Below are 21,626 nucleotides of genomic sequence, written 5' to 3'. Positions count from 1 at the left end.
AAGTCGTTATTTATTCAAGGTTGTATAAAGGAGAAATTGCCCATGTCGATTTGGAAAAGAGTCGGCTCTATTCTGAAGAGCCAAAAGGAACAACCTCCTGTGCAGGCATCCAATCCGATGGAGGACACTGTGGTTGGTGACATTGTGAATGTTGACCTTGAGGAGTATATTGTATCAGGAAAGCAAATTTATTTTGACCGCGGCTTCCCTCCCCATCGGATAGCTTATTATTTGCAAAATGGTAACACCATTTCCTGCCTGTTGGTCGAGAAAGGCCGCACGTATGAATGCTTTATTTGCGAATTCGTTGAAGGAGCTCTGGACAGTCCGAATGATGTTCCAACCTCCTTGGAAGTTAATGGGGGTATTACTTATACTCTGGAAAGCCAGCGCAGTGATATGGTTCGAATTGAGGGGAACACTGATTTCCGCGGCAGTGAAGATGTTATGCTCTGGCGATACTTTGGTCCGGATGGACAATATTTCTTCCTGCAATGGCAGGATGGTAAATTTGTTGCGATGGAAGGCACCAAGACACCTGCAGGTCAAATTAAATTTATGAAAGGCGGCCGTTAGTATACAGTTCACAATACGGTTAAATGCCGTATGGAGGTGATTCAATTTGAATAAAAAGATGGTTTCGTGGATAGCCGTCACTATCGTTTTTGTACTTATATTTTCTATGATTGCAGGTTGTAGCGATGCGGGTAATTATGTAAAAGATAATTATTCGCTTGTTGATGTTCAAGGACAAGGAAAAACTACAGCCAAGGTTTATTCCGTAGAAGGCAAGGACGTTCCTACGGTATCTAACGAGATAGCAGCCAATGAAAAACCAAAGGAAATGAGCAAGGAATCATTAGATCAAATGTTCCTTGTTTATAATAGTAGAATTATCAATGTACAAAAGGATCCTGACAAAGAAAATAATACTTTAGTTGAAATCGACAGCATTGAATACGCCAAAGAAAACTATGATTCATCCTTTCTTCAGGGGTACGTAGCGGCTTCGGTGCTGCAATCATTACTTGGAAGCAGTTGGTTTAACGGAAATCGCTCAGGTTCTGATTACAAGGGTTACCGAACGACCCAGCGTTATGATGATTATGGCAAATATCAACAACCAGCAGCCAAGCCGCAGGCACCAGCCAAATCGACACCTGCACCAACGACGACAGATCGCAAAGGAAGCTTTGGAACTACACCTGCGACGCCGGCTCCATCTTCCAACAATAGCTCGAACAGCAGCTCGAAGCCAACAACGCCTGAACCGGGTAAATCGGCTACACCATCTGTATCGGATAGCAAGGGCAGCTTTACAAGCCCATCATCTTCATCGAAGCCATCTGGTTCGACATCAACAAAACCGTCTACATCATCGAATAGTAGCAGCTCATCCAGCAATATCAGGAAAAATGACGGCTCTACTTCGTCCAACAAATCTTCAAGCAGCTCAAAACCCAGTACGAGCACACGCTCGGGGTCTTTTAAAAAGAAGTAATTTTAACCATTTCTATTTAGTCTCCTTGTGCTATAATAAAAGAGTAATCTCATTCATATCTTCAGCTTTACCTTTGTTCATCGTAAGTCAAACCTGATCTTCTCAAATAAGACGAGGAAGGGTGTTGCTTGTGGAAACAGTGAAGTTATCGACGATCGTGATGAGATTGACTCCCGAGTTGTATCCTTTCCTGACAAGGTCCGAGCTCGAATTTGAGATTGTACTTAGGAACGGGATTGAAGCGTTGGAAGCGGGAGATGCTATGGAAATCATTCAACACAGTATTTCGGAACAACAAAAAGACGCCTTTCTCCATTAAGGGGGCGTCTTTATTTGGGACCATGCAAAAATTGTTATGGTTTCGTAATAAATGACTGCTATGCTATAATAAAAACATGTTATGATAGGTTTGTTAAACAAAATCGGAGGTGTATTACGTGGGAGCTTTATCTCCATGGCATATCATATTAATCGCACTTGTTGCACTGCTGCTGTTCGGACCCAATAAATTGCCTGAATTAGGTCGCGGCTTCGGAAAGATGTTTCGCGAATTCAAAGAGGCAACTTCCGGTAACGGGTCTTCCTCAGATGAAACGACACCAACCCCGAAAAAAGAACTGCATGAGGTTACCCAGGATTCTAGCAATCAGCATACCAAATAATTACGAATTGAATTAGAAAAAGCTTCGTTGAACGTTCAACGAAAACTTATACGACCAGCTGATTTCAAGGAATCAGTTGGTTTTTTTTGCTCTCAGCGTAAGAATGTGAGTCCCAAGGAAAAGTACTGCAGCTAATGCCGTCATACAAGCACCCAGTAAATACATCCACTGTCCACCCCACAGATCCTTGATATAACCACCTACGAAACCTCCCGTAATACCCGCCAATCCTAAAAAAACTGCTGAAAAAAGGGCTAATCCCGTGGAACGCATCTCTTCCGGTACCAATCGAACTGCATACTGCAGCGCCACGATCCAAAAAATCGCGAAAGTAAAGGAATGCATCATCTGCATAAACATCAGAGCTGTTGGATCTGTAATCCAGCCGTACAGCAGCCAGCGTATGGTATACAGAATGGATACAACGCCGAGCAGCGCCATTTCGTGATAGCGATTCATATATCTGCTCAGCAGGGCAAATGCGGGTATCTCGCCAACAGCAGCTATAGCCCATCCCCACCCCGCCATCGAGTCGCTCCCCCCAAGATCCTTCAAATAAAGCACAAATAGTCCGTCATTCATCCGGTGAGGAACCATCAATATGAAAATCAGCAGTAAAAACCAGAGAAAGGGACGATTATTCACGATGCTGCCGACTTCTTTTAACGAAATTTTTTTGCCGCTTGTTTTGTCGTCTTTCAAAAACAACAGCAAAATCAACGGTAATATCCAGGCAGTCCAATAAAGCCAGGCGATATGCTGCACCCCACCCAGTGCTTCAAGAATAAAGCCGGATATAACTGCCGCTGCCGTAAAACCAATAGAGCCCCACAGTCTTACTGATCCGTACGACTTCCCACTTTGGGCAGCCCCCTTGATTGTAATACTGTCGAGCAGCGGCACTGCTGACAGCATAAAGAAATAAAGCATCAACATAAAAACAAACGCCCAAACATAAGCGTCCGTCTGAAAAATCCCTACACTAGAAGCAACGGTCAAGGCCCATAACCCGAAAATAATAAATTTGAGTGTGTTATAGCGGTCACTTAAATAACCCCACAACGGCTGCGCGAATATGGCCACGAAAGGACCTACCATCATAAGCAAACCGATTTGTGATGAAGAATAACCTTTTAAGCCAAAATAAAGAGGGAGAAAAGGCATCAGGACAGCTGAAGTTGCATAGTAGGTTAAGTTAAGGCCGCGCAGTGTCCAAATTTGTTTATTCATAACACCTATCCTTTGGGTAATATGTCACTATATCCGAAAATTCAACACAATCCGTTATTTTTCCCTATGATGCACCAAGCTTCTCTATTATAATAGAAAATATCATTCTGGCAAGGAGAGATTAGGCAACTATGGAATTATTACTAGCTTCATTATTAATGATGATGAGTCAAACTGGTGCAGATCATCCGGATGTAAGCTTTGATCAGCTCGTTCAGGCATCACTAGACTCGAAAAATGCGGTTGTGCAGCAAGTTTCACCACAGGCATCAGCAAATGCAAACACGACAGCTGACCGTTTGCGCCCTGTGAACAAGATAGACCCGCAAAAGGAAGCCCCGAAGGTAAAAGGCGTATATGTTACAGCTCATAGTGCTGCCGGTGCGCGGATGAGCACACTTCTGAAGCTGATGGATGACACTGAACTGAACTCGATGGTCATAGATATTAAAGACGATTGGGGATATATTACCTATCCGACAGGAAATCCCGAACTTGAAGCTTTGGAATCCACTCAAAAAATTATTGCGGATATGCCGAAGCTCATGAGCACACTGCAAGAGCATCAAATCTATCCAATTGCTAGAATCGTAGTATTCAAGGACACGGTACTCGCCAAAAAACGACCTGAGCTTTCATTTGTAAACCCTGACGGCACCCTATGGAGTAATGGTAAGGAAAGCTTTGTTAACCCGTATAGCAAAGAAGTCTGGGATTATAATATTAACATTGCCAAAGAAGCGGCTAAAGCGGGTTTTAAAGAAATTCAATTTGATTACGTACGTTTCCCCGAGGGCTTCGAAAAACGTGCCGACATCTTAAAGTATGATAAGGATGAGCGTTCAAGAATCGATGCTGTATCCGAATTCGTTAAATATGCCAGAGAACAGCTATCTCCTCTTGGCGTGAGAGTATCCGTTGATATTTTTGGCTACGCGGCAGCCGTTCCAGCCGCTGAAGGTATCGGTCAGGATTTTGAGAAAATCTCGGAAAATGTAGACGTGATAAGTCCGATGATTTATCCAAGTCATTACAGTACCGGATGGTACGGCTCCAATGTGCCTGATGCTGCACCTTACCAAACGATTAATGGAGCCATGAAGGATACAACCAAGAAATTGGAGCCGATCCAGTCATTGAATTTAAAGCCTATTGTCAGACCATGGATTCAGGACTTCACAGCGTCTTGGGTAAAAGGTTATGTAAAATACGGCAAGCATGAGCTGGATGATCAAATTAGAGCGTTAAAGGATAACGGCGTGGAAGAATATTTATTATGGAATGCAGTCAATACGTATACGGGAGATGTCAACTACTTGGGTGGATAACCCTCCCAAACCCTCCCTGCTAGGGAGGGCCCCAAAGGGCGTTGCCCTCTGGACTCCCATGGGTGGGACGCGGAGTTTTGTGTTCTCGGGGCGCTTATCGTCCCTGTGGGACACGCTTGACTTTGGGTGCGATGGATGGGGCGCTGACTTTGGTGTTCTCGGGGCGCTTTGGCCCCTCCGGGACAAGCTTGACTTTGGGATGCGATGGCTGGAGCGCTGACTTTGGTGTTCTCGGGGCGCGCTTGACTTTGGGTGCTATGGCTGGAGCGCGGACTTTGGTGTTTTCGGGGCGCTTTGGCCCCTCCGGGACAAGCTTGACTTTGGGTGGGATGGTTTTAGTTCGGATTGAAAAGTATGCAAAAGAAGGCCTTGCCGACGCAAGGCCTTCTTTTCTTTTGTAGATGAGGTTATGGTGGATTATATTTTAATAAAATTATAAGTTCGGCAGCTGCCAATTGATTTCACTCTGACCTATACTTCGCAGAAAATCATTGGTTTGCGAATAGGGCTTGCTTCCATAAAAACCTCTGTGTACGGACAAAGGACTTGGGTGTACCGAACGCAGTATGCAATGATGCTCATTGGTAATGAGCTGAGTCTTTTGCTGAGCATTACTGCCCCACAGGATAAATACCAGCGGCTGCTCACGCTCGTTAAGCTTGCGTATAATTTGATCCGTGAAGCGTTCCCAGCCTTTGCCTTTATGCGAATTGGCCTCTCCCTCCCGTACAGTCAACACCGTGTTAAGCAGCAATACCCCCTGCTCGGCCCAAGGCACTAAATATCCATTGTTCGGTATCGTGCAGCCAATATCGTCACGCAGCTCTTTAAGCATATTTTGCAGCGATGGCGGTTGTCTCACCCCCGGTTTCACTGAGAAGCTTAGCCCGTGAGCCTGTCCAGGTCCATGGTAAGGGTCTTGGCCGAGAATAACTACCTTGGCTTTCGCATAAGGCGTATAGTGCAACGCATTAAAAATATCATGCATATTCGGATAAATCGTTCGTGTGCTGTACTCCTGCTTCAAAAATTGGCGCAGCTCCAGGTAATACGGTTGTTCAAATTCAATTGCAAGCTGCTCGGCCCAGTCATTGTTTAAAATTGTCATTAGCTGATTTCACCCCAAGCTTGAGTTATTGCTTGATCGAACTGAAAGTCTCGACCATTTTCACAAAATATTGGAGCGTATGTAATACACGTTCACGCGTTTTCTGATTGGCCGGTTCACCTTCAGGCGTAAAGATCCGGTTCTCTCCACCAATCGAAATCCATTCCGGGCAGTTGATACCATGTACATTACGAACGATCGTTTGCAGTTGCTGCAAGGAGCTTACTCCTACCGGACCACCAGTCGAGCTCGCCGATAGCACCACTTTCCCGTCAAATTGGGCAAACCCTGTATAATCCAACGCATTTTTTAACACACCGGATGGTGCACCGTGGTATTCAGGTGTTGCCAAAATAATGCCGTCCGCTTCATTCAGACCATTCTTGAATATGGCAAGATTCGCATCATCGCATTCGACATCCGGTGAATAGAGCGGTAACGGTAAGCTGTACAAATCCAGAAAAATAACCTGACATCCTTTATTCACTAACACTTGTTCCAAATGTCGGCATAGCTGTGCAGTTGTTGCCTGTTTACGATTACTTCCGCAAATGATAGCAATTTTTGTCATGTTATGATATCTCCCTTAATCATCTAGTTTTCATACATTTTAGTACACTCAAATAACGAGGTCAATCTTTGGATGCTTATTCGGGCTCAAAACTTGCATGTCATTTCTGTTTATCGTTACAATAGCAGAAGATCTACTTAAAGGAGATGAAGCTCCATGCTGGCAATTGGACAACAAGCACCGTCTTTTAACGCTGAGAGTACACAAGGTCCGTTGCACCTGAGCGATTATTTTGGCAAACAGCCTGTCGTGCTGATTTTTTACCCTAAGGATGAGACACCGATTTGCACCAAACAATTGTGTGCTGTTCGCGATTCCAAAACCGAGTATGCCGTGTACAATGCATTGGTAGTGGGCGTAAACCCCGGTTCACTAGCTGAGCACAAACAATTTTCTCAAAAGTTTCGATATGATTTTCCGTTAATTAGCGATCAGGGAGACCAAGTGCGTCATTTGTATGATGTCGGTAAAATGTTTCTTCTTGGCCAGCAGCGCTGTGTTTTTGTAATCGATAAGGATGGAATCATTGTGTATGCCAAAAAAGGAAATCGGCCGACAGCGGAAATTTTGAATGCGCTGAAGCTGCAGCAAACCAAATAGATAACACAAATTGACATATCGTTCATCAAACAAACAAGGCAGTCCTCTTCTTTTGAAGAGAACTGCCTTGTTTGACGTATAGATTATTGGGACAAGCGCTTAGCCAGCTCGTACAGCTCCATATTGAACTGTTTTTTGGTATTAACGACTTTTTCGATATCAGTAATCGTAAGCTCACCCTTGATAATTCCGCAGCCTTTGCCGGACTCACCCTCGATTAACATTCTTACTGCAAAATCTCCAAGGCTACTAGCCAGGATACGGTCATTATGCGTAGGCGCTCCCCCACGTTGAATATGGCCAAGTACGGTTACACGCGGTTCAATCGAATCCTTGCGCCTGGAAATCTCATTAGCAATATCTTCGCCTTTACATACGCCTTCGGCAACAATAATGATACTGTGACGTTTGCCCAATTTGAAGTTCGTTTCCATCCGATCCGAGATTTCATCCAAATCAAATGGAACTTCCGGCACCAGTATCGTTTCTGCACCGCTTGCCAGACCGGCATACAAAGCAATATCTCCACAATAACGTCCCATAACCTCGACTATCGAAGAACGTTCATGAGAGCTCATCGTATCACGCAGCTTGTTAATCGCATCTACGACAATACTAACCGCTGTATCGAATCCGATTGTATAATCGGTAAAAGGAATATCGTTATCAATCGTTCCTGGAAGACCCATTGTTTTAATTCCAAGCTTGCTCAGCTTATTCGCACCTTGATAAGAGCCATCGCCGCCAATGACGACAAGACCGTCAATTCCTCTTTTCATTAGGTTGTCGGCACCCATCTGCTGACCTTCAGGTGTTATAAACTCTTTACATCGAGCCGTTTGCAGTATTGTTCCGCCGCGTTGAATAATATCTCCTACGCTTCTAAGATCCATTTGACGAATATCATCATTGATCAAGCCGGCATAACCCCGTTGGACTGCATATACCTCCAATCCATGATAAAGCCCGCTGCGCACGACCGCACGGACCGCTGCATTCATACCTTGTGAATCTCCACCGCTTGTAAGCACTGCTATTTTTTTGACTGTCATGTATGGTTTCCTCCCTAGGAAATGAACAATTAGTATCTTTTACGAACCAGTATGCTGTTTGCAAAGAAGAAGAGCCTCGTCCAAGGACTTCCCTTCATTAATTTTCGCGATATTGCCTTCACCTGTCTCTGTTTACTAACCTTCGGATCTGACAAATAGAGCGCGAGCAGTCCCTCAATAATCATCTGATGAAAGGCCGGGTTGACCAGCCGTTTAGTTCTCATTCTGGCTTCAATAACAAACGAAGCTATACGTTCTACGGTTTGCTCCATATCCGTATAATAGCTGCAAAAGTTCAGATCGCCTCCAAGCTGATCCTCCTGCTGGTCAATCAAATAATCAAGTAAAATGTGTAAGCCGCAAATATAAGGAAAATAGACTTCCTGGATAATGTCAACGAACCGGAGCGTTAAGGATGATTCTGAGGCTGCCACAAACATCATAAACACACCTAAAGTGGAACCTGTTGCCGCAGCAAACTCATTCCAGCTAATGTCCTTATGGCTGCTCTCATACTGCTCCCACCATTCCGCCAGCGCTTGCTCCCTGAGGTCCTGCCGAATATGCTTGTACACCTGTAAATCACAATACAATCCAACCCATTTCAGCACCGAATCAGTGACCAGCGCATAGGAGGGAAGCATGCGAATACTTGCCTGGCATGTTTTGACAAGCTCATTTAAATAACCGCCATCTTCTTGTTCCGTTCGATATGCATAATAGTCATGGAGTGGCTGAGCCGGATTAATAGCATCAAGCATCGATTGATGGAGCCTGCGAAAATCCTGAGGGTCCAGCGAGGTGCTTCGATCACACAAATTATCCAGATAGTCACTGATCGTCTGAAACGCAATAATCAACGGAATTAATACATGACGCATAGGCAAATTAGCAGTCGCATATACCGCTCCGCCTTGACAATGAAATTGTTTACTTGTCAAGCTGTCAAGTGCTTGCTTCTTTAACTCTTGGTCTGGCATAGCTTCCGCCTTATTACGCCAATACCGAAGCTGCTCCTGAACCTCCGGAAGCACATAGCGATACATACGCAGCATCAACTGCATGGGATGGCGTGGGGCGAGCCGTGTGCGGCCAGCTTCAAAAATCAAAAGCTGTTCCTCCACTCTTATCATAGCAATATTGCAGCAGGAGCTTGATTTCAATCCATTGGATATGCTGCAAAAGCTGTTCAGCATTGTCATCCCTTGCAACCGTTACCTGCTGCTGAACCAGATCGACGAAACCGTAAGGGTCCCATGACGAGCTCGAAACGAGTTTGTCCAGTCGGCCCTTCAGGTTATCGCTGCTAATGGATTCATACTCTGCATGGGATTGTCGGTAAATCTCTTTCACTTGTTGAAGTAATAGAGTAAATACAGGGTGATCCCCTACCTGACGAAACCAATATTTCGAGTTGCTGTAGTCGCCCTCCATCCGATGCATGATCCCATGCCAATAGCTCCCTGTGGTATTGTGAATATCCTGCGAGAGCGTGTGTGACTTGTCCAAGCTTTCATTCAACAAGTGCAAACCCGACTGAACGGCATGTACGTAAGTTAATTGATCCGTGTTCGTGCCTTCCTTCGACAGCTTCGCAATTTTGATATCCAGCAGATCATCCCACTCCTCCGTAGGATAGAGCGAAGGCCGATGTTCTTTTAACACAAGCCACAATCTACTTACTCCTTCTGTCCACGACAAAACATTTCCACCTTCCTTAACTTGATTCCAGTCGAAACCCATACCCTACATTATAATATAAAGAATCGGCAATGCCCACCATAAATAAACCGAATCGGCAAAATGAATCCTATTTACCTGCCTTCAATGATGCACAGCGGAGGTCGCAACGTCCTGATTGACTCTAAACCATAGGTTCAATTCATTAATTGTACCCGCCAACTCGGCAATTTCGGAGTTTAGCTGACATGACAGCTTAAAGTTATCCTCTACATTCAGTTGATTTTGCTTCTTAATGATGATTTGCTCCAGCTTTTTTATATGATCAGGTATCGTACCGCGAATTTCTTCCCAGCGCAGTAAAATAATCGAACGTTCTTCTTCCGAATAGTCTTCCCAATCGTTATCAAAGTGTGGCAGCGGGATGCCGAGACGTTCATCGGTTACGAAGCTCCAAGCCATACGGCACAACACCTTTCCATGCAATAGAGATGTTTTGTATGTACACTAATGTACCATGAACCCCTTTCCTTCTGCCAGAGGCAATAGACAAATTTTCGCATTGAGTTATCGTAAAGTGTGCTATACTGGGAGGAATGATTTTGAGAATGGGTTCAAGTAGGAGATCCTTATATGAGTAACGATCCAGAAACTAAAGTGTCCTTTCGACAGCTATTATCTTTTTTTATCCCGCTTGGTATTTCCGCAAGTTTGATAACAATCTCTCATTTGATCATTAACAGTACGCTAGCAAGGTCCGCACATCCTGAAATTATTATTGCCAGCTATGCGCTACCCTTCAGTATTTTGGCTATTACCGAGCGACCTGCGATTTTGCTAAGACAAACCTGCTCTGCTCTCGTCAGGGATCGTGTCTCGTTCAGGGCCGTATCCATCGTGAGCCTATATATCTTCTCCAGTATCCTGCTCATGGGCGCTCTCATCTCCTATACGCCTATTGGCAAATGGGTTTTTTTCTATTTGTTCGGTGTTGATGACGACATGCTTGGACCGATGATTGATGTGTACCGGGTATTGATGTTTGTGAGCATTTTTTCCGGCCTGCGCTGTTTATTTCAAGGTGTCATTATATTTAACATGCGTACGAAATGGCTGACCATAGGCATGATCGTGCGTCTGCTCGTGATGTATCTGGTTTCTTTATATTTCATTAAGACCAATGGCGTAACCAGCGGGCAGGTAGGTGCGATTATTTTCTTATCGGGAATGATGGTTGAAGCGCTGATGAGCTTCCTCGAAGGACGCGTGCTTCTGAAAAAAATTCCCGAGAAAGCTCCTGAGCATACGATTGAGCGTCCAGGTCAAATTTTTCAATTTTACAAGCCCTTGCTCTACTCTTCCATTATTGCGGTCATTATTGGCCCGGCGATCAATTCCTTTATGGGCAAAACGTCCGACTTTCAGCTATCTGTCGCATCGTTTACGATCGCTGCAGGTTTGACTCAGCTTGTACAAAGCTTTTTCTCGTATATTCACCAGATAGTGTTGAACTTCTATAACAAGGATGCCAAGGCTGTCCTTCGATTTACGATTGTGTTGTCCTGTATACCCGTTCTGCTGCTGACAATCTTGTGCTACACCCCTCTTGGCATGTGGTTTATGGAGCACGTCATGGGTGTAAACGAACGATTGATGCATGCAAGCTTAAATACATTGAAGATGTTTATGATTATGGTGTTGGTCTTTCCTTGGCTCGATTATGGTAATGGACTGATCATGCTGCGTGGTGAAACGAAGGTCATGGTATGGTCGCAATCGGCAAATGTGCTCATTACGCTAATCACGTTGACCTTGTGCATTGCTGTAAGTCCAGGAATGAACGGAATGATCGGGGCCTTTGCCCAGTCGCTCGGTATGGTAGCCGAGGCTGTCGTCGTGGGGCTCGTACTGAGAAATATACGCAAATCGGGAGACCGCTCTCCCTTCCATATGAAACTTAATTCGAGAAACGAGTGATAGGTTTGAACGAAGCTTTACCGCACCAGCAGCCGAGGTATGCCATCCTGCGTGGCTTCAGCTTTTCTTCTTACATGACCATGGCGGTCATCGTCTCTTACTTTCCTTTGTACTTCAAATCCATGGGCTATTCCACAGTGCAGATCGGTTTGCTGTACTCAATTGGACCGATGATCGGCATTTTTTCCAATTTGTTCTGGGGCTTGATCAGTGACAAATACCGAACGGTTAAAAAGATATTAATCGTCGTTCTGATCGGGCAGTGGATTATGGCGCTATGTGTATTTCAAAGTTCTCAATTCGGCGTGCTGCTGCTGCTCATGGCCGTTTTTTTTCTTTTTCCAGTCCCCGATCAATTCGCTGTGTGACAGCTTGACGCTATTGACGATTCAGGGCTCTACCAAAAGCTTCGCATCCTTTCGGGTATGGGGTTCTATCGGTTTTGCTGTAGCTTCCCTGGCATTCGGTATGGTGTTGAAGCAGTATGGTGCGGATCTGACGATTTATTTGTGCTTGGGGACCATTGGCTTGTCACTAATCATATCGACAGGTCTGACAGACGGTCGAAGAACATCACACAAAAAGCTCGTATTTGCCGATTTGGCCAAGGTCATTCGCTCCAATGGTTTCCTGATGTTCATGTTTATTGTGCTGATCGCCTCAGTGGCCCACCGCTTTAACGATGGATTTCTGGCTTTGTTTCTGCAGCAATTGGGCGCGGATCAAACCATTATCGGCTGGTCCTGGTTGGTATCGGCGTTAAGCGAGGTTCCTATATTTTTTCTGCTCAGCAAATATGGGCATCGCTACAAGGAGCTGCCACTGCTCGTCGTTAGCTCCTTTGTTTATGTGATTCGTTTCCTATTCATGAGTCAGGTGGAAAATCCGTTGTGGGTCATCGCGATTCAAGCTATGCACAGTATTTCCTTCGGCATCTTCCTGTTCACCGTTATCCGCTATATTCAGGGTATGATTCCTGATGAATATCGGGCAACCGGACAAGCCTTGTTCGCGGTGACCTGGTCAGGGCTTGCCGGCTTATTCAGCGGTGCCTTGGGCGGTTGGTTGTTCCGTGATTGGGGACCTCATGTCATGTATGGAGTGGGCGCTTGCCTGTCAGCCGTAGCGATGGCCAGCTTTTTCGTGCTGCATTTACGTTCCCGGGATGTCGAATAAACCTGTTTTTTTCAAAAAACAACAATTTCTGCAACACAATGGCCGATTCGTTCGTCTTACTATTGTACATACAAAGTCGATAGTAACGGAATTGGCTTCCTACGGAAGCTTAGTCAATGCTTACGAAGTAGTTTTGCTACGCAAAACTCAGAGCTTAGGCTTACGAAGTTAGCTTCCTACGGAAGCTTTTAGGAGGAATCACGTGCTTGCAGTAGAAAATCTGTCTCACCGTTTCAATAATGGCGCTGAAGAAACGCCAGTACTCAACGATATTCATTTTGTCATTAATAAAGGAGAAATAGTAGCACTGCTTGGCAGCTCGGGCTCCGGTAAGTCTACCCTGCTCAATTTGATGGCGGGGCTCATGAAGCCTACCCAAGGAAGCATCCTCATTAATGGTCATCCTATTGAGAAAATGTCGGAAAATCAGCTCGCCGAGTTCCGTAGAACACAAATCGGTTTTATTTTCCAATCCTATGAGCTTATCCCCCACCTCACTGTTCGCGAGAATGTAGAGCTGCCCTTGATATTTCAAGGTATCAAAGCCAAGATCCGCAAGGAAAAAGCAATCGCTTTATTAACAAAGGTAGGATTGGAAGAAAAAGGCGATATGTTTCCCTCCCAGCTATCAGGCGGACAGCAGCAGCGAGTCAGTATCGCACGGTCTCTGATCACCTCCCCCGCTATCGTTTTTGCAGATGAACCGACTGGTAATCTCGATACGAAAACCGAAAAGGAAATTATCGATCTGCTGATCGAATTAAATGAAACCTTGTCCATCACCTTTGTCATTGTGACTCACGAGCTGGAAGTGGCCAGACGCACACAAAGAGTGATTCAGCTGCGCGATGGTTTTTTGGTTGAAGGGGAGCCCTGGGTCGGTGAAGACGAATGAATATATTTGATTATTTGCGACTCGCCTGGGACCAGCTGAAACGGCGGGTCGTGGTTACGGCGTTATGTACGATGGGAATCGCAATCGGATCGGCCTCTATTATCGTTGCGCTGTCGTTCGGCGAGTCCATTAACCATTACAGCCGTGTGCAGATGAGCCAATTTATGAAGACAGACGAAATCACTATACATAGCGGAAACCCACCATCAAGCACAAGCAGCAGAGATCCGAATGAAACCAAGGCTTATGAGATAACCAAGTCCAAAATTGATATCATGCGAACCTTTCCTAATGTCAAAGCCATTGCGACTTACCAAACACTGAATTCAATGCAATTTGAGGTTGATCACAAATCCGGTTACATTAACAACTTATTTGCTACGGAACTGGATACATTGAGCGACTTCGGCTTCGAATTTCAGCAGGGCGGGCCTACGGATCAAGAAAACACAATTATTTTGAGCTATGGAGCGACGATGGGACTTTTTGATGAACAGCTCTCACGCTCCAATCAGCAGGCCATTCGCAATAACTCGGATTATGATGGAGGCAGTGGCGACAGAAATATCCAAACGCGTTTAATCGCTTATCCTTTGTATCAAAAACAGGTGATATTGAAGCCTAATCTCTATGGTCCAAGTGGAATGACGTCAACTAATATTCAATTTCCACTTCGCGTGATCGGAATATTAAAAAAGCCGGAAGGCATGTCTGACCAAAATGCAAGTAATATGAAAACGGCATTCATCTCCCCGTCTTTAGGGAAGAAACTACAGGAAGCGATCACGAATGCAGCTAATGCCAATGTTAATGGAAGCAATCAGGAACAACAGCCAGTACCTGAGTTCAACGAAGTCAAAATTAAAGTAACGGATAGTACGCATGTGAAGAATATCGAAGATGGGGTCAAGAAGCTGAAGCTCTCGTCCCAAACCAACCTTCATTATGAAGAGCAAATGCAGGGACAGTTAGTTATTTTACGGTTTATATTTGGCGGCGTCGGCTTATTCATCCTGTTCGTGGCCTCGATATCTATTATCGTTGCCATGACCATGTCCACCCACCAGCGACGCAGACAGATTGGTATTATGAAGGTGCTCGGAGCCAACCTCAGTCAGATTCGGAATATGTTTATTGCAGAATCCGCGATGCTGGGGCTCTTAGGAGGCGCCTGCGGCATTTTATTATCGTATTGGGTCATCTGGGGCATTAATCTGGCTGTCATTCAATTTTCCCCTTCCCAGTCAGGCAGCGATCTGGAAATTTTATTTATCAGCACGTGGATTTTACCTGTCGGTTTATTTTTTGCCGTCATGACCGGAGTACTTTCAGGCATTTATCCGGCTATTAAAGCATCCCGAACCGATGCCTTAACCGCAATCAAACGAGACTAGGAGAATCTGAGCATGAAAAAGAAAACATGGCTGCTCGCAGCAGCCGGAGTATTCATAATAGGGACAACCGTTGCGTTGTATGTTCTGAGTCACACTCCCAAGCAAACTCAGCAAAATGGATCAAAAGGTATGTCCAGCCTGACCTTTAAGGTGACCCGTGAGGATTTGGTCAGCTCCGTAGAAGTCAAAGGGAAATCATCCTATCAAAAGGAAACCTATGTCAATGCACCCTTTTCAGCCGATGTGAAGGTATGGAAAGTAAACGAAGGCTTGCAGGTAGCCAAAGGAGACCTTTTGTTTCAACTGGACGATTCCTTACTAAGTGATGAAATCGCACAGATCGAATCCAATCAAAAGAAAACCGAGATGGATATCCGTTTAAGTCAGTTTCAACAGGAGAACCTTAATGGAGTGGACCTTCAAACTGCCGGTATCTCCGAAACAGAAGCGAAACAAAAGTATGCGCAAACTCAAAGCAGAAAAATGCAGGAGGACATCCATCGGCTTAATCTGGAGCATATGCAAACGCAATTAGCTCAAAAACAGGAAAAGCGCAAAGCTGCACAATTTACCTCTCCCGAGAATGGCATCTTTTTGTTCGAAAGCACCAAGGAGCCGCAGTCATTAAAAGAAAATGAACGTGTCGGCAAAATCGTTGACCTCACCAAGCTGCAACTAATCTGCCTCGTCGGCGAATACGATCTATTTCGCATTAAAGTAGGCATGCCAGCAGAAATCAAGGTCGATGCCCTTAGAAATACCGTGCTGCAGGGTAAGGTCGAAAAACTTTCCAAATTTGCAAAGAGCAGCACCTCCAATTCAAGCAGCACCGCAGCCGCACAATTCGAGGTTATCATTTCCCTGGAGCCCAATGATCAATTAATAGCCGATCTCAGCCTGACGGCAACCATACACGCAGATAAAAAGCCCAATACCTTGTTAGTCCATACACTTGCTGTTCAACGCGACAAGGATAAGTATTATGTGATGAAGGATAATGGACAAGGCGCACCGGTTCGGCAAGACATCACGATCGGCTTGGAAACACCAGAGAAGACAGAAATTCTGAGCGGGTTGAATGAAGGAGATACCGTCGTACTGGAGTAACCTACAGGTACAGCCATGCTTGCCATTCTTCTTGGTTGTCTTCCAGCATGAAAACCGTTATAATCATCGGTAGATCTTAGTACCAAGTCATAATTAATGCAGGAAAGTTTAAGGGGATGAACCAATCATGCAATATGAAGATTTCAAAACAATACTCATGGAACGAAGAAGCATTCGCCGTTTTACAGAGCAGGATGTCTCTATTCAGGATATCAAGGAATTAATCGACTGCGCGCGTTATGCCCCAAGTGATACAAATTCGCAAACATGGCAATTCATTGCCGTTGTCAATCGCGAAAAAATTAAAGAAATCGAGCAAATGACTTGGGACCAGCTGCATAAAAAAGCGGCTGAGGCCGAGACGCGCGGATTGAGCCGTGAAGCTCGTATGCTGGTAAAGTCATTCGGTCCTTATGCTACCGCATTCGCCGATGCACCTGTGTTGATCATCTGTTTGGCAACACCGTATGCATCGAAATTCCGTGATAAAATCTTCGATCCCATCCAGCTTGTCCCTGACTCCGTATGGGATGAGGAAGGAATTAAAAGCAGCTGTCTCGCTGCACAAAATTTGATGCTCGCTGCTCATGCGCGTGGTTTGGCCACCTGTCCGATGACAGGCCCGGTCCTGCTTGCTGCCGAGCAGATGCGTACTTATCTGGACATCCCTGCGGAGTGCCAGATCAATATGGTCATTTCCTTGGGCTATCCCATCGATCGGCCAGGACTGATGGCGCGTAAGGAAGTAGACGATATCTTAAGAATTGTTGACTAGACCGGGATAACAAATCAGAAGTCAGTAAAATTAAGCATATATAATCTTAAAAAAGGATGTACGGAGCAGCTCCTGAGTTGAGCTTGTCCGTACATCCTTTTTGCTTCGTACTTGTACTTGTGTGATAGGCATCTGCTATCCAGCCTGAAAATTCGATAAGGTTAACCGATACGGGACATTTCTTCCTCTTCGATTTCGTAGTTGGAGTACACATCCTGTACATCATCCAGATCATCGAACGAATCCATCATTTTGATCAGCTTCTCAGCATTTTCGCCTTCGACCTTGATCGTATTTTGCGGTGTCCAGCTTACCGAAGCCTCGGTGAATGCCAGCCCTTGCTTTTCCAGCTCGGTTTTCACCTTTTCAAACTCATGTGGATGCGTTATGATCTCGAAGCTTTCTTCCTCGGTCCTCACATCTTCAGCTCCAGCTTCCAATGCTTGCATTAACAGCTCGTCCTCATCCAGCGGATGCTCCTCGCGGTCAATGGTAAGCAGCCCCTTCTCGTCAAACATATACGATACACAACCGGACTCTCCCATATTACCACCGCGTTTGTTGAAAACCGCACGAACATCAGCAGCAGTCCGATTACGATTGTCTGTTAGGCATTTAACCATAATAGCGACCCCACCGGGTCCGTAGCCTTCGTACATGATGACTTCATACTCCACGTTGTCGCCATCGCCTGTCGCCTTCTTGATGGCACGCTCGATGTTGTCCTTGGGCATATCGATCCGTCGTGCGCTCTCGATGGCTACCTTCAAAGCAAAATTGCTATCAGGATTCGGACCACCTGCACGAGCCGCCACGAAAATTTCCCTTCCTAATCGAACAAACTGATTATTTTTCGCTTGGTCTGCTTTACCTTTGCGATCTTTAAATAACTTAAATTTCATAATATAGCGCTCCCTATGGAAAAAGTATCAAAGGTATCTTACCATTTTGCAAGGGTACGGGTCAAAGAAAATGATAAAAACAGCTGGAGAAAACCGAAGTTTTCATCAGCTGTTTGAGGTTTACTAGCTATCGAGAAAAGCCTGGATCTTATAATTTAACGACGTTAGCTGCTTGAGGACCACGGTTACCTTGAGTGATTTCGAACTCAACGGATTGGCCTTCATCAAGTGTTTTAAAGCCTTCGCCTTGAATTGCGGAAAAATGAACAAATACGTCTTCGCCGCCATCAACCTGAAGGAATCCGTAACCCTTTTCTGCGTTAAACCATTTAACTGTACCTGTCATCAAAAACTACCTCCTAGAAATATCGCCATTCGAGAGCGAATAGGATAATTATAGCATCGTAAATGGCATAAATCAATCTGTAAAGTAGCTCCCCACGCCTCTTTACAGCTTATTTCGTTATGCATAACAGCTCCGAGGAGCCGGGGATAAACGGAAGCTCAGACGGTACAAGCTCAGTGAGGAAGCCTTGTTTTTCAAGCGCTGCCCTTAACTGCTCCAAGTGCGGGTATACATCCCATTGCAGCGAACGAAGCGGATAAATCCGAACCTGTCCGCCAACACGGCACACACGCAGCAATTCTTCAACAGCACTGAGGTGGAATTCGTAATCGAACTGTTCGTGATATAGAAATAAAAAGTGGCTGCACAGCACAACTGAAAATGCCTCATCATCAAAAGGCAGCTGCGGAAGTCGCGCCGAGTTATAACGCCCTGTTCCTTCCTGCAAGCGGTAATCATCTATGAATTTCTGAAGAGATTGCTCCCTCTGTTTCCTATGATTGTCCAGACTACCATAATAAGTCCAGTCAAAGGAGCCTTCCAAGCGTGACAGCTTCTCGGTCGAGGCTGCAATTTCCTGTGTTCCGTGCTCGTAGATCGATTCAGGGTTCATATCATACAGCGGGTCTACGGCCTGCGCCTGTATGCCCCTCGCGCATGCCTCTGCAACAAAGGATGACGCGCCTCCAGCAACATCCAGCACAGGACCATCCTGCAGGGATAATTGCCTGAGCACAAACATGCTCTCATACTCCGCAAACGATCTGCACGTCATGGCTACACCGATTTGTTCATACCTCTGATTACTCATTTCTCATCTCTCCTCAGCTATACTCAACTTGGCTTGGCTTTAAAGCCACAGCCCGCCTATGCGAGCTTAATGGAGATTTTAACACACCTAATTCATACAAACAATACCATTTTATACAGCAAGCCCTCACTCCTTCGGGAATGGGGCTCAGCTCGTTATAGTGCTGGTGTATGCTTAAACTAGAGGTTGCTGGATTAGAGTAGCGAAATTCAATTGATGTAAATGACCATCGTTAAGTGTAGTCATTCCTTTTACGAAGTGAACATGTTTACCGTTGCCAACAGGAATTGCAAGTCCGGTTCTGATTCTTTTGAGATTATGAAAATGGTTCAAGAAATCGGTATGAGTGAGATCTATTTCATGAACATGACTGTTACCTACGCGAATCACTTGCCCCGTAACTCCTGCAAAACGATGATTATGTCTATCCGCACCTTGTTCTGCTAGTTTGGTACTTCCTTCAAATTCATGGACATGTGTCTGTCTCGACCTTTTCACTAATCTTTTTACCGATTTCTGCTTATTCATACGAGCTTTGCCTCCTCTTGACTATAAATTCAGTGTATACTATGTATAAATGGGAAGAATTTGTGTTAGGCATGAGCCGGAATTTTCCTTGGACGAGCAGGAGAATGCAGGTTATTAGAAGCTCTATTAAGCGTATACCTTCTTTGAGGATTCTGTCAGCTACCAGGGAATTTACAGTTTAGAATGGAAACCTGTTAATTTTGATGAAGGGCAATTGAAATCGAGCAAGCTTTGATATACACTAAAACAACGAAAAAAGAATTGGCCATCAAGGCAGTGAAAACATTCGATGATATGTTTCGTCTGTCCCCAGTTCGTACCCAAAAAAATTGAAGTGAGGGAAAAGACTTGTCTAACCACGGATTCAAGAAGCATACGATATACAAAACGGATAAATGGAACATGATGACGGTTGAGGTACAAGGGAAAACATTGATTTTGCGAGAAATATCCGATCAATGGGGCGAGGAAAGCCATACCTTTTTAAGCCGACCTGAGATGATGCATTGGGCCGAGAATCGTTTCTCCGAGGAGAAATATGCAGATCGTTCAGAAGAACGGGAAGCGATACTCGCTGCCTTCAAGGAAATCTAAGCTGCCATAAGCTGGACTTGACTTGGTGCTTGTCCTTCTATTATACTAAAGTCAATTACATAAGGATTTCCTCCAAAGGGGAGTAGCTGTCACAGTAAAGTCGTCATTACGGGTGTAAACCCCGGCTTTATTGGCAACGTAACGTTGTTAGCAAGACCTTTGCCTATTAGGTAAAGGTCTTTTATGTTTGAAATGACCTTTACCATTACGGTAGAGGTCATTTTTTATGTAATCAAACCTTATTGAGGAGATGATTCGAATGGAATGGTTGGATGCAGCTTTTTTCACGGCACTACTAAGTATTATCCTTATTGATTTGGTGCTTGCAGGTGACAATGCAATCGTGATTGGAATGGCCGCGAGGAATTTACCCAAAGAACATCAAAAGAAGGCTATTCTCTGGGGGACTGTCGGGGCGATTGGCATTCGTATCGCTGCTACCTTGGTGGTCGTTTGGCTGCTGGAGCTGCCTGCCCTCTTATTATTCGGTGGTCTTGTTCTCGTGTGGATAGCATATAAGCTGTTAACAGATAAAAAAGATCACAATATCCAGGCTAAATCTCGACTGTGGCCAGCGATTCAAACCATCGTGGTTGCTGATGCGGTCATGGGATTCGATAATGTGATCGCCGTAGCCGGTGCCTCCCATGGTAATTTTCTGCTGGTCGTCCTGGGACTCCTGATCTCCATCCCTATTGTGGTCTGGGGAAGCACTTTATTCATCTACTGGATGGACAAATTTCCTTGGATCATGTATATCGGTGCAGGCGTGCTTGCGTTTACAGCAGGTAAAATGTTGACAGGAGATCCGTTGGTAAGCGTATGGTTCGCCGACAACCCTGTCATGAAATGGACGGTTCTCCTTGTGATTACTGGTGGCGTACTACTTGCTGGTATGTTCAAAAAAATGCAAAGAGCTTTTGTTTCCATCAATGAAAGCGGACATTTAGCCATCCCACAGGAGCTCGTTGTGGAAGCTGGGATAGCTCAGGATGATAGCTTCAAAGCTAGTCGTGATGAAAACGGCAAGCTGGTGCTTATCAAAATGAACAGCTAAAAACAAGGAGTTTGGGACAGCACGGCGAAACCATTAGGAGAGCATCAGCCGATATCACAGACGGTGCATGCGATTCCATCGTAAGAAGAGGTGTTTTTTTAGGTGAGCAATTCCGCTTCCATCCTTACTTTTATTATTGTTGCATTTTGTTTCGCCTTGATCCTGATATTAAAAAAAGATTCGTTACCAAGCGGCGTCAAGCGCCCTCTTGCCATTATGGCTCTGGTCATGGTCGCCTTTGCTTTCACCTTGATCGTGTACAGTTTCTTCTCATTGCAGTGAGAAGAAGTGATGAGAGTGTCGCGGTCGCTCACCTTTGTTTTACTTCGATA

Annotated in this window: 28 protein-coding genes; 17 read left to right on the top strand and 11 right to left on the bottom strand. The window is 45.0% G+C overall.

Annotated features, from left to right (window positions below; translation table 11 throughout):
* The first annotated feature begins 42 nt into the window (after nucleotides 1-42).
* The 4 genes from BK127_RS06640 (at nucleotide 43) to tatA (ending at nucleotide 2,163) form a co-directional block, all read left to right on the top strand.
* Nucleotides 43-576, top strand: a complete 534-nt coding sequence (locus BK127_RS06640; RefSeq protein WP_076229200.1) for a DUF4178 domain-containing protein — start codon at nucleotides 43-45, stop codon at nucleotides 574-576.
* Nucleotides 577-622: 46 nt separating this feature from the next.
* Nucleotides 623-1,501, top strand: a complete 879-nt coding sequence (locus tag BK127_RS06635) for a DUF4247 domain-containing protein (protein ID WP_256711194.1) — start codon at nucleotides 623-625, stop codon at nucleotides 1,499-1,501.
* 124 nt (nucleotides 1,502-1,625) lie between these two features.
* Nucleotides 1,626-1,820 carry a hypothetical protein gene (locus BK127_RS06630; protein ID WP_076229199.1) on the top strand — a complete coding sequence of 65 codons (195 nt, stop codon included), beginning with the start codon at nucleotides 1,626-1,628 and terminating at the stop codon, nucleotides 1,818-1,820.
* Nucleotides 1,821-1,938: 118 nt separating this feature from the next.
* Nucleotides 1,939-2,163 carry a twin-arginine translocase TatA/TatE family subunit gene (gene tatA / locus BK127_RS06625; protein ID WP_076229198.1) on the top strand — a complete coding sequence of 75 codons (225 nt, stop codon included), beginning with the start codon at nucleotides 1,939-1,941 and terminating at the stop codon, nucleotides 2,161-2,163.
* Nucleotides 2,164-2,235: 72 nt separating this feature from the next.
* On the opposite strand, the gene BK127_RS06620 is transcribed toward tatA, so the two are convergent.
* Nucleotides 2,236-3,393, bottom strand: a complete 1,158-nt coding sequence (locus BK127_RS06620) for an MFS transporter (RefSeq protein WP_076229197.1) — start codon at nucleotides 3,391-3,393, stop codon at nucleotides 2,236-2,238.
* A gap of 131 nt (nucleotides 3,394-3,524) precedes the next feature.
* Here BK127_RS06620 and BK127_RS06615 point away from each other — a divergent pair, with 131 nt between their 5' ends.
* Nucleotides 3,525-4,721 (top strand): putative glycoside hydrolase, encoded by a 1,197-nt coding sequence (locus BK127_RS06615; RefSeq protein WP_076229196.1) that lies wholly within the window; start codon nucleotides 3,525-3,527, stop codon nucleotides 4,719-4,721.
* Nucleotides 4,722-4,783: 62 nt separating this feature from the next.
* A complete protein-coding gene (locus BK127_RS42940) occupies nucleotides 4,784-5,122 on the top strand; it encodes a hypothetical protein (protein ID WP_179097399.1) in 339 nt (112 codons plus the stop codon).
* A 32-nt stretch (nucleotides 5,123-5,154) separates the two neighbouring features.
* Here BK127_RS42940 and BK127_RS06605 read toward each other — a convergent pair whose 3' ends face one another.
* Both BK127_RS06605 and BK127_RS06600 read right to left on the bottom strand, forming a co-directional pair.
* Nucleotides 5,155-5,829, bottom strand: a complete 675-nt coding sequence (locus tag BK127_RS06605; RefSeq protein WP_076229194.1) for a uracil-DNA glycosylase — start codon at nucleotides 5,827-5,829, stop codon at nucleotides 5,155-5,157.
* 25 nt (nucleotides 5,830-5,854) lie between these two features.
* The gene (locus BK127_RS06600; protein ID WP_076229193.1) at nucleotides 5,855-6,400 is read right to left on the bottom strand and encodes an NADPH-dependent FMN reductase; all 546 of its coding nucleotides are present in this window, start codon (nucleotides 6,398-6,400) and stop codon (nucleotides 5,855-5,857) included.
* Between the two features lie 156 nt (nucleotides 6,401-6,556).
* Here BK127_RS06600 and BK127_RS06595 point away from each other — a divergent pair, with 156 nt between their 5' ends.
* Nucleotides 6,557-7,000, top strand: a complete 444-nt coding sequence (locus BK127_RS06595; RefSeq protein WP_076229192.1) for a peroxiredoxin — start codon at nucleotides 6,557-6,559, stop codon at nucleotides 6,998-7,000.
* Nucleotides 7,001-7,083: 83 nt separating this feature from the next.
* Here the strand turns inward: BK127_RS06595 and pfkA are convergent, their stop codons facing one another.
* The 4 genes from pfkA to BK127_RS06575 all read right to left on the bottom strand — a co-directional run bounded on the left by pfkA (nucleotide 7,084) and on the right by BK127_RS06575 (nucleotide 10,194).
* Complete coding sequence (gene pfkA / locus BK127_RS06590) at nucleotides 7,084-8,052, bottom strand: 6-phosphofructokinase (RefSeq protein WP_076229191.1); 969 nt, start codon at nucleotides 8,050-8,052, stop codon at nucleotides 7,084-7,086.
* Between the two features lie 29 nt (nucleotides 8,053-8,081).
* Nucleotides 8,082-9,107 (bottom strand): tetraprenyl-beta-curcumene synthase family protein, encoded by a 1,026-nt coding sequence (locus BK127_RS06585; protein ID WP_083689126.1) that lies wholly within the window; start codon nucleotides 9,105-9,107, stop codon nucleotides 8,082-8,084.
* A gap of 43 nt (nucleotides 9,108-9,150) precedes the next feature.
* The gene (locus tag BK127_RS06580; RefSeq protein ID WP_256711209.1) at nucleotides 9,151-9,717 is read right to left on the bottom strand and encodes a hypothetical protein; all 567 of its coding nucleotides are present in this window, start codon (nucleotides 9,715-9,717) and stop codon (nucleotides 9,151-9,153) included.
* A 159-nt stretch (nucleotides 9,718-9,876) separates the two neighbouring features.
* Entirely contained in the window at nucleotides 9,877-10,194 is a 318-nt protein-coding gene (locus BK127_RS06575) for a hypothetical protein (protein WP_076229189.1), read from the bottom strand.
* A 171-nt stretch (nucleotides 10,195-10,365) separates the two neighbouring features.
* Here BK127_RS06575 and BK127_RS06570 point away from each other — a divergent pair, with 171 nt between their 5' ends.
* From BK127_RS06570 to BK127_RS06545, 7 genes are all read left to right on the top strand, one after another.
* Entirely contained in the window at nucleotides 10,366-11,709 is a 1,344-nt protein-coding gene (locus tag BK127_RS06570; protein ID WP_076229188.1) for a multi antimicrobial extrusion protein MatE, read from the top strand.
* 5 nt (nucleotides 11,710-11,714) lie between these two features.
* Nucleotides 11,715-12,077 (top strand): MFS transporter, encoded by a 363-nt coding sequence (locus BK127_RS44690; RefSeq protein ID WP_256711193.1) that lies wholly within the window; start codon nucleotides 11,715-11,717, stop codon nucleotides 12,075-12,077.
* A gap of 4 nt (nucleotides 12,078-12,081) precedes the next feature.
* Entirely contained in the window at nucleotides 12,082-12,885 is an 804-nt protein-coding gene (locus BK127_RS06565) for an MFS transporter (protein WP_256711192.1), read from the top strand.
* A gap of 202 nt (nucleotides 12,886-13,087) precedes the next feature.
* The gene (locus tag BK127_RS06560) at nucleotides 13,088-13,780 is read left to right on the top strand and encodes an ABC transporter ATP-binding protein (RefSeq protein WP_076229187.1); all 693 of its coding nucleotides are present in this window, start codon (nucleotides 13,088-13,090) and stop codon (nucleotides 13,778-13,780) included.
* Nucleotides 13,777-15,174 (top strand): ABC transporter permease, encoded by a 1,398-nt coding sequence (locus tag BK127_RS06555; protein WP_076229186.1) that lies wholly within the window; start codon nucleotides 13,777-13,779, stop codon nucleotides 15,172-15,174. Before BK127_RS06560 ends, BK127_RS06555 begins: the two co-directional genes overlap by 4 nt.
* A 12-nt stretch (nucleotides 15,175-15,186) precedes the next feature.
* Nucleotides 15,187-16,281 (top strand): efflux RND transporter periplasmic adaptor subunit, encoded by a 1,095-nt coding sequence (locus BK127_RS06550; protein WP_076229185.1) that lies wholly within the window; start codon nucleotides 15,187-15,189, stop codon nucleotides 16,279-16,281.
* A gap of 127 nt (nucleotides 16,282-16,408) precedes the next feature.
* Nucleotides 16,409-17,056, top strand: coding sequence for a nitroreductase family protein (locus BK127_RS06545; protein WP_076229184.1), 648 nt, complete (start codon nucleotides 16,409-16,411; stop codon nucleotides 17,054-17,056).
* A 161-nt stretch (nucleotides 17,057-17,217) separates the two neighbouring features.
* Here BK127_RS06545 and BK127_RS06540 read toward each other — a convergent pair whose 3' ends face one another.
* From BK127_RS06540 to BK127_RS06525, 4 genes are all read right to left on the bottom strand, one after another.
* Nucleotides 17,218-17,958: a YebC/PmpR family DNA-binding transcriptional regulator gene (locus BK127_RS06540; RefSeq protein WP_076229183.1), complete on the bottom strand. Its 741-nt coding sequence runs from the start codon at nucleotides 17,956-17,958 to the stop codon at nucleotides 17,218-17,220.
* A gap of 148 nt (nucleotides 17,959-18,106) precedes the next feature.
* Entirely contained in the window at nucleotides 18,107-18,304 is a 198-nt protein-coding gene (locus BK127_RS06535) for a cold shock domain-containing protein (RefSeq protein ID WP_076229182.1), read from the bottom strand.
* A gap of 109 nt (nucleotides 18,305-18,413) precedes the next feature.
* Nucleotides 18,414-19,115, bottom strand: a complete 702-nt coding sequence (locus BK127_RS06530) for a class I SAM-dependent methyltransferase (protein WP_076229181.1) — start codon at nucleotides 19,113-19,115, stop codon at nucleotides 18,414-18,416.
* Nucleotides 19,116-19,289: 174 nt separating this feature from the next.
* Nucleotides 19,290-19,643, bottom strand: a complete 354-nt coding sequence (locus BK127_RS06525) for a YmaF family protein (protein ID WP_076229180.1) — start codon at nucleotides 19,641-19,643, stop codon at nucleotides 19,290-19,292.
* 402 nt (nucleotides 19,644-20,045) lie between these two features.
* Between BK127_RS06525 and BK127_RS06520 the strand changes: the two genes are divergently transcribed.
* The 3 genes from BK127_RS06520 (at nucleotide 20,046) to BK127_RS06510 (ending at nucleotide 21,576) form a co-directional block, all read left to right on the top strand.
* Nucleotides 20,046-20,237: a hypothetical protein gene (locus BK127_RS06520; RefSeq protein ID WP_076229299.1), complete on the top strand. Its 192-nt coding sequence runs from the start codon at nucleotides 20,046-20,048 to the stop codon at nucleotides 20,235-20,237.
* A 259-nt stretch (nucleotides 20,238-20,496) separates the two neighbouring features.
* The gene (locus BK127_RS06515) at nucleotides 20,497-21,294 is read left to right on the top strand and encodes a TerC family protein (protein WP_076229179.1); all 798 of its coding nucleotides are present in this window, start codon (nucleotides 20,497-20,499) and stop codon (nucleotides 21,292-21,294) included.
* 102 nt (nucleotides 21,295-21,396) lie between these two features.
* Entirely contained in the window at nucleotides 21,397-21,576 is a 180-nt protein-coding gene (locus BK127_RS06510) for a hypothetical protein (RefSeq protein ID WP_076229178.1), read from the top strand.
* The last annotated feature ends 50 nt before the right edge of the window (nucleotides 21,577-21,626 follow it).

Source organism: Paenibacillus sp. FSL H7-0331 (assembly GCF_001956045.1).
Note: the sequence above shows the minus strand (reverse complement) of the source record. Positions and strands in the feature narration are given on the sequence as shown.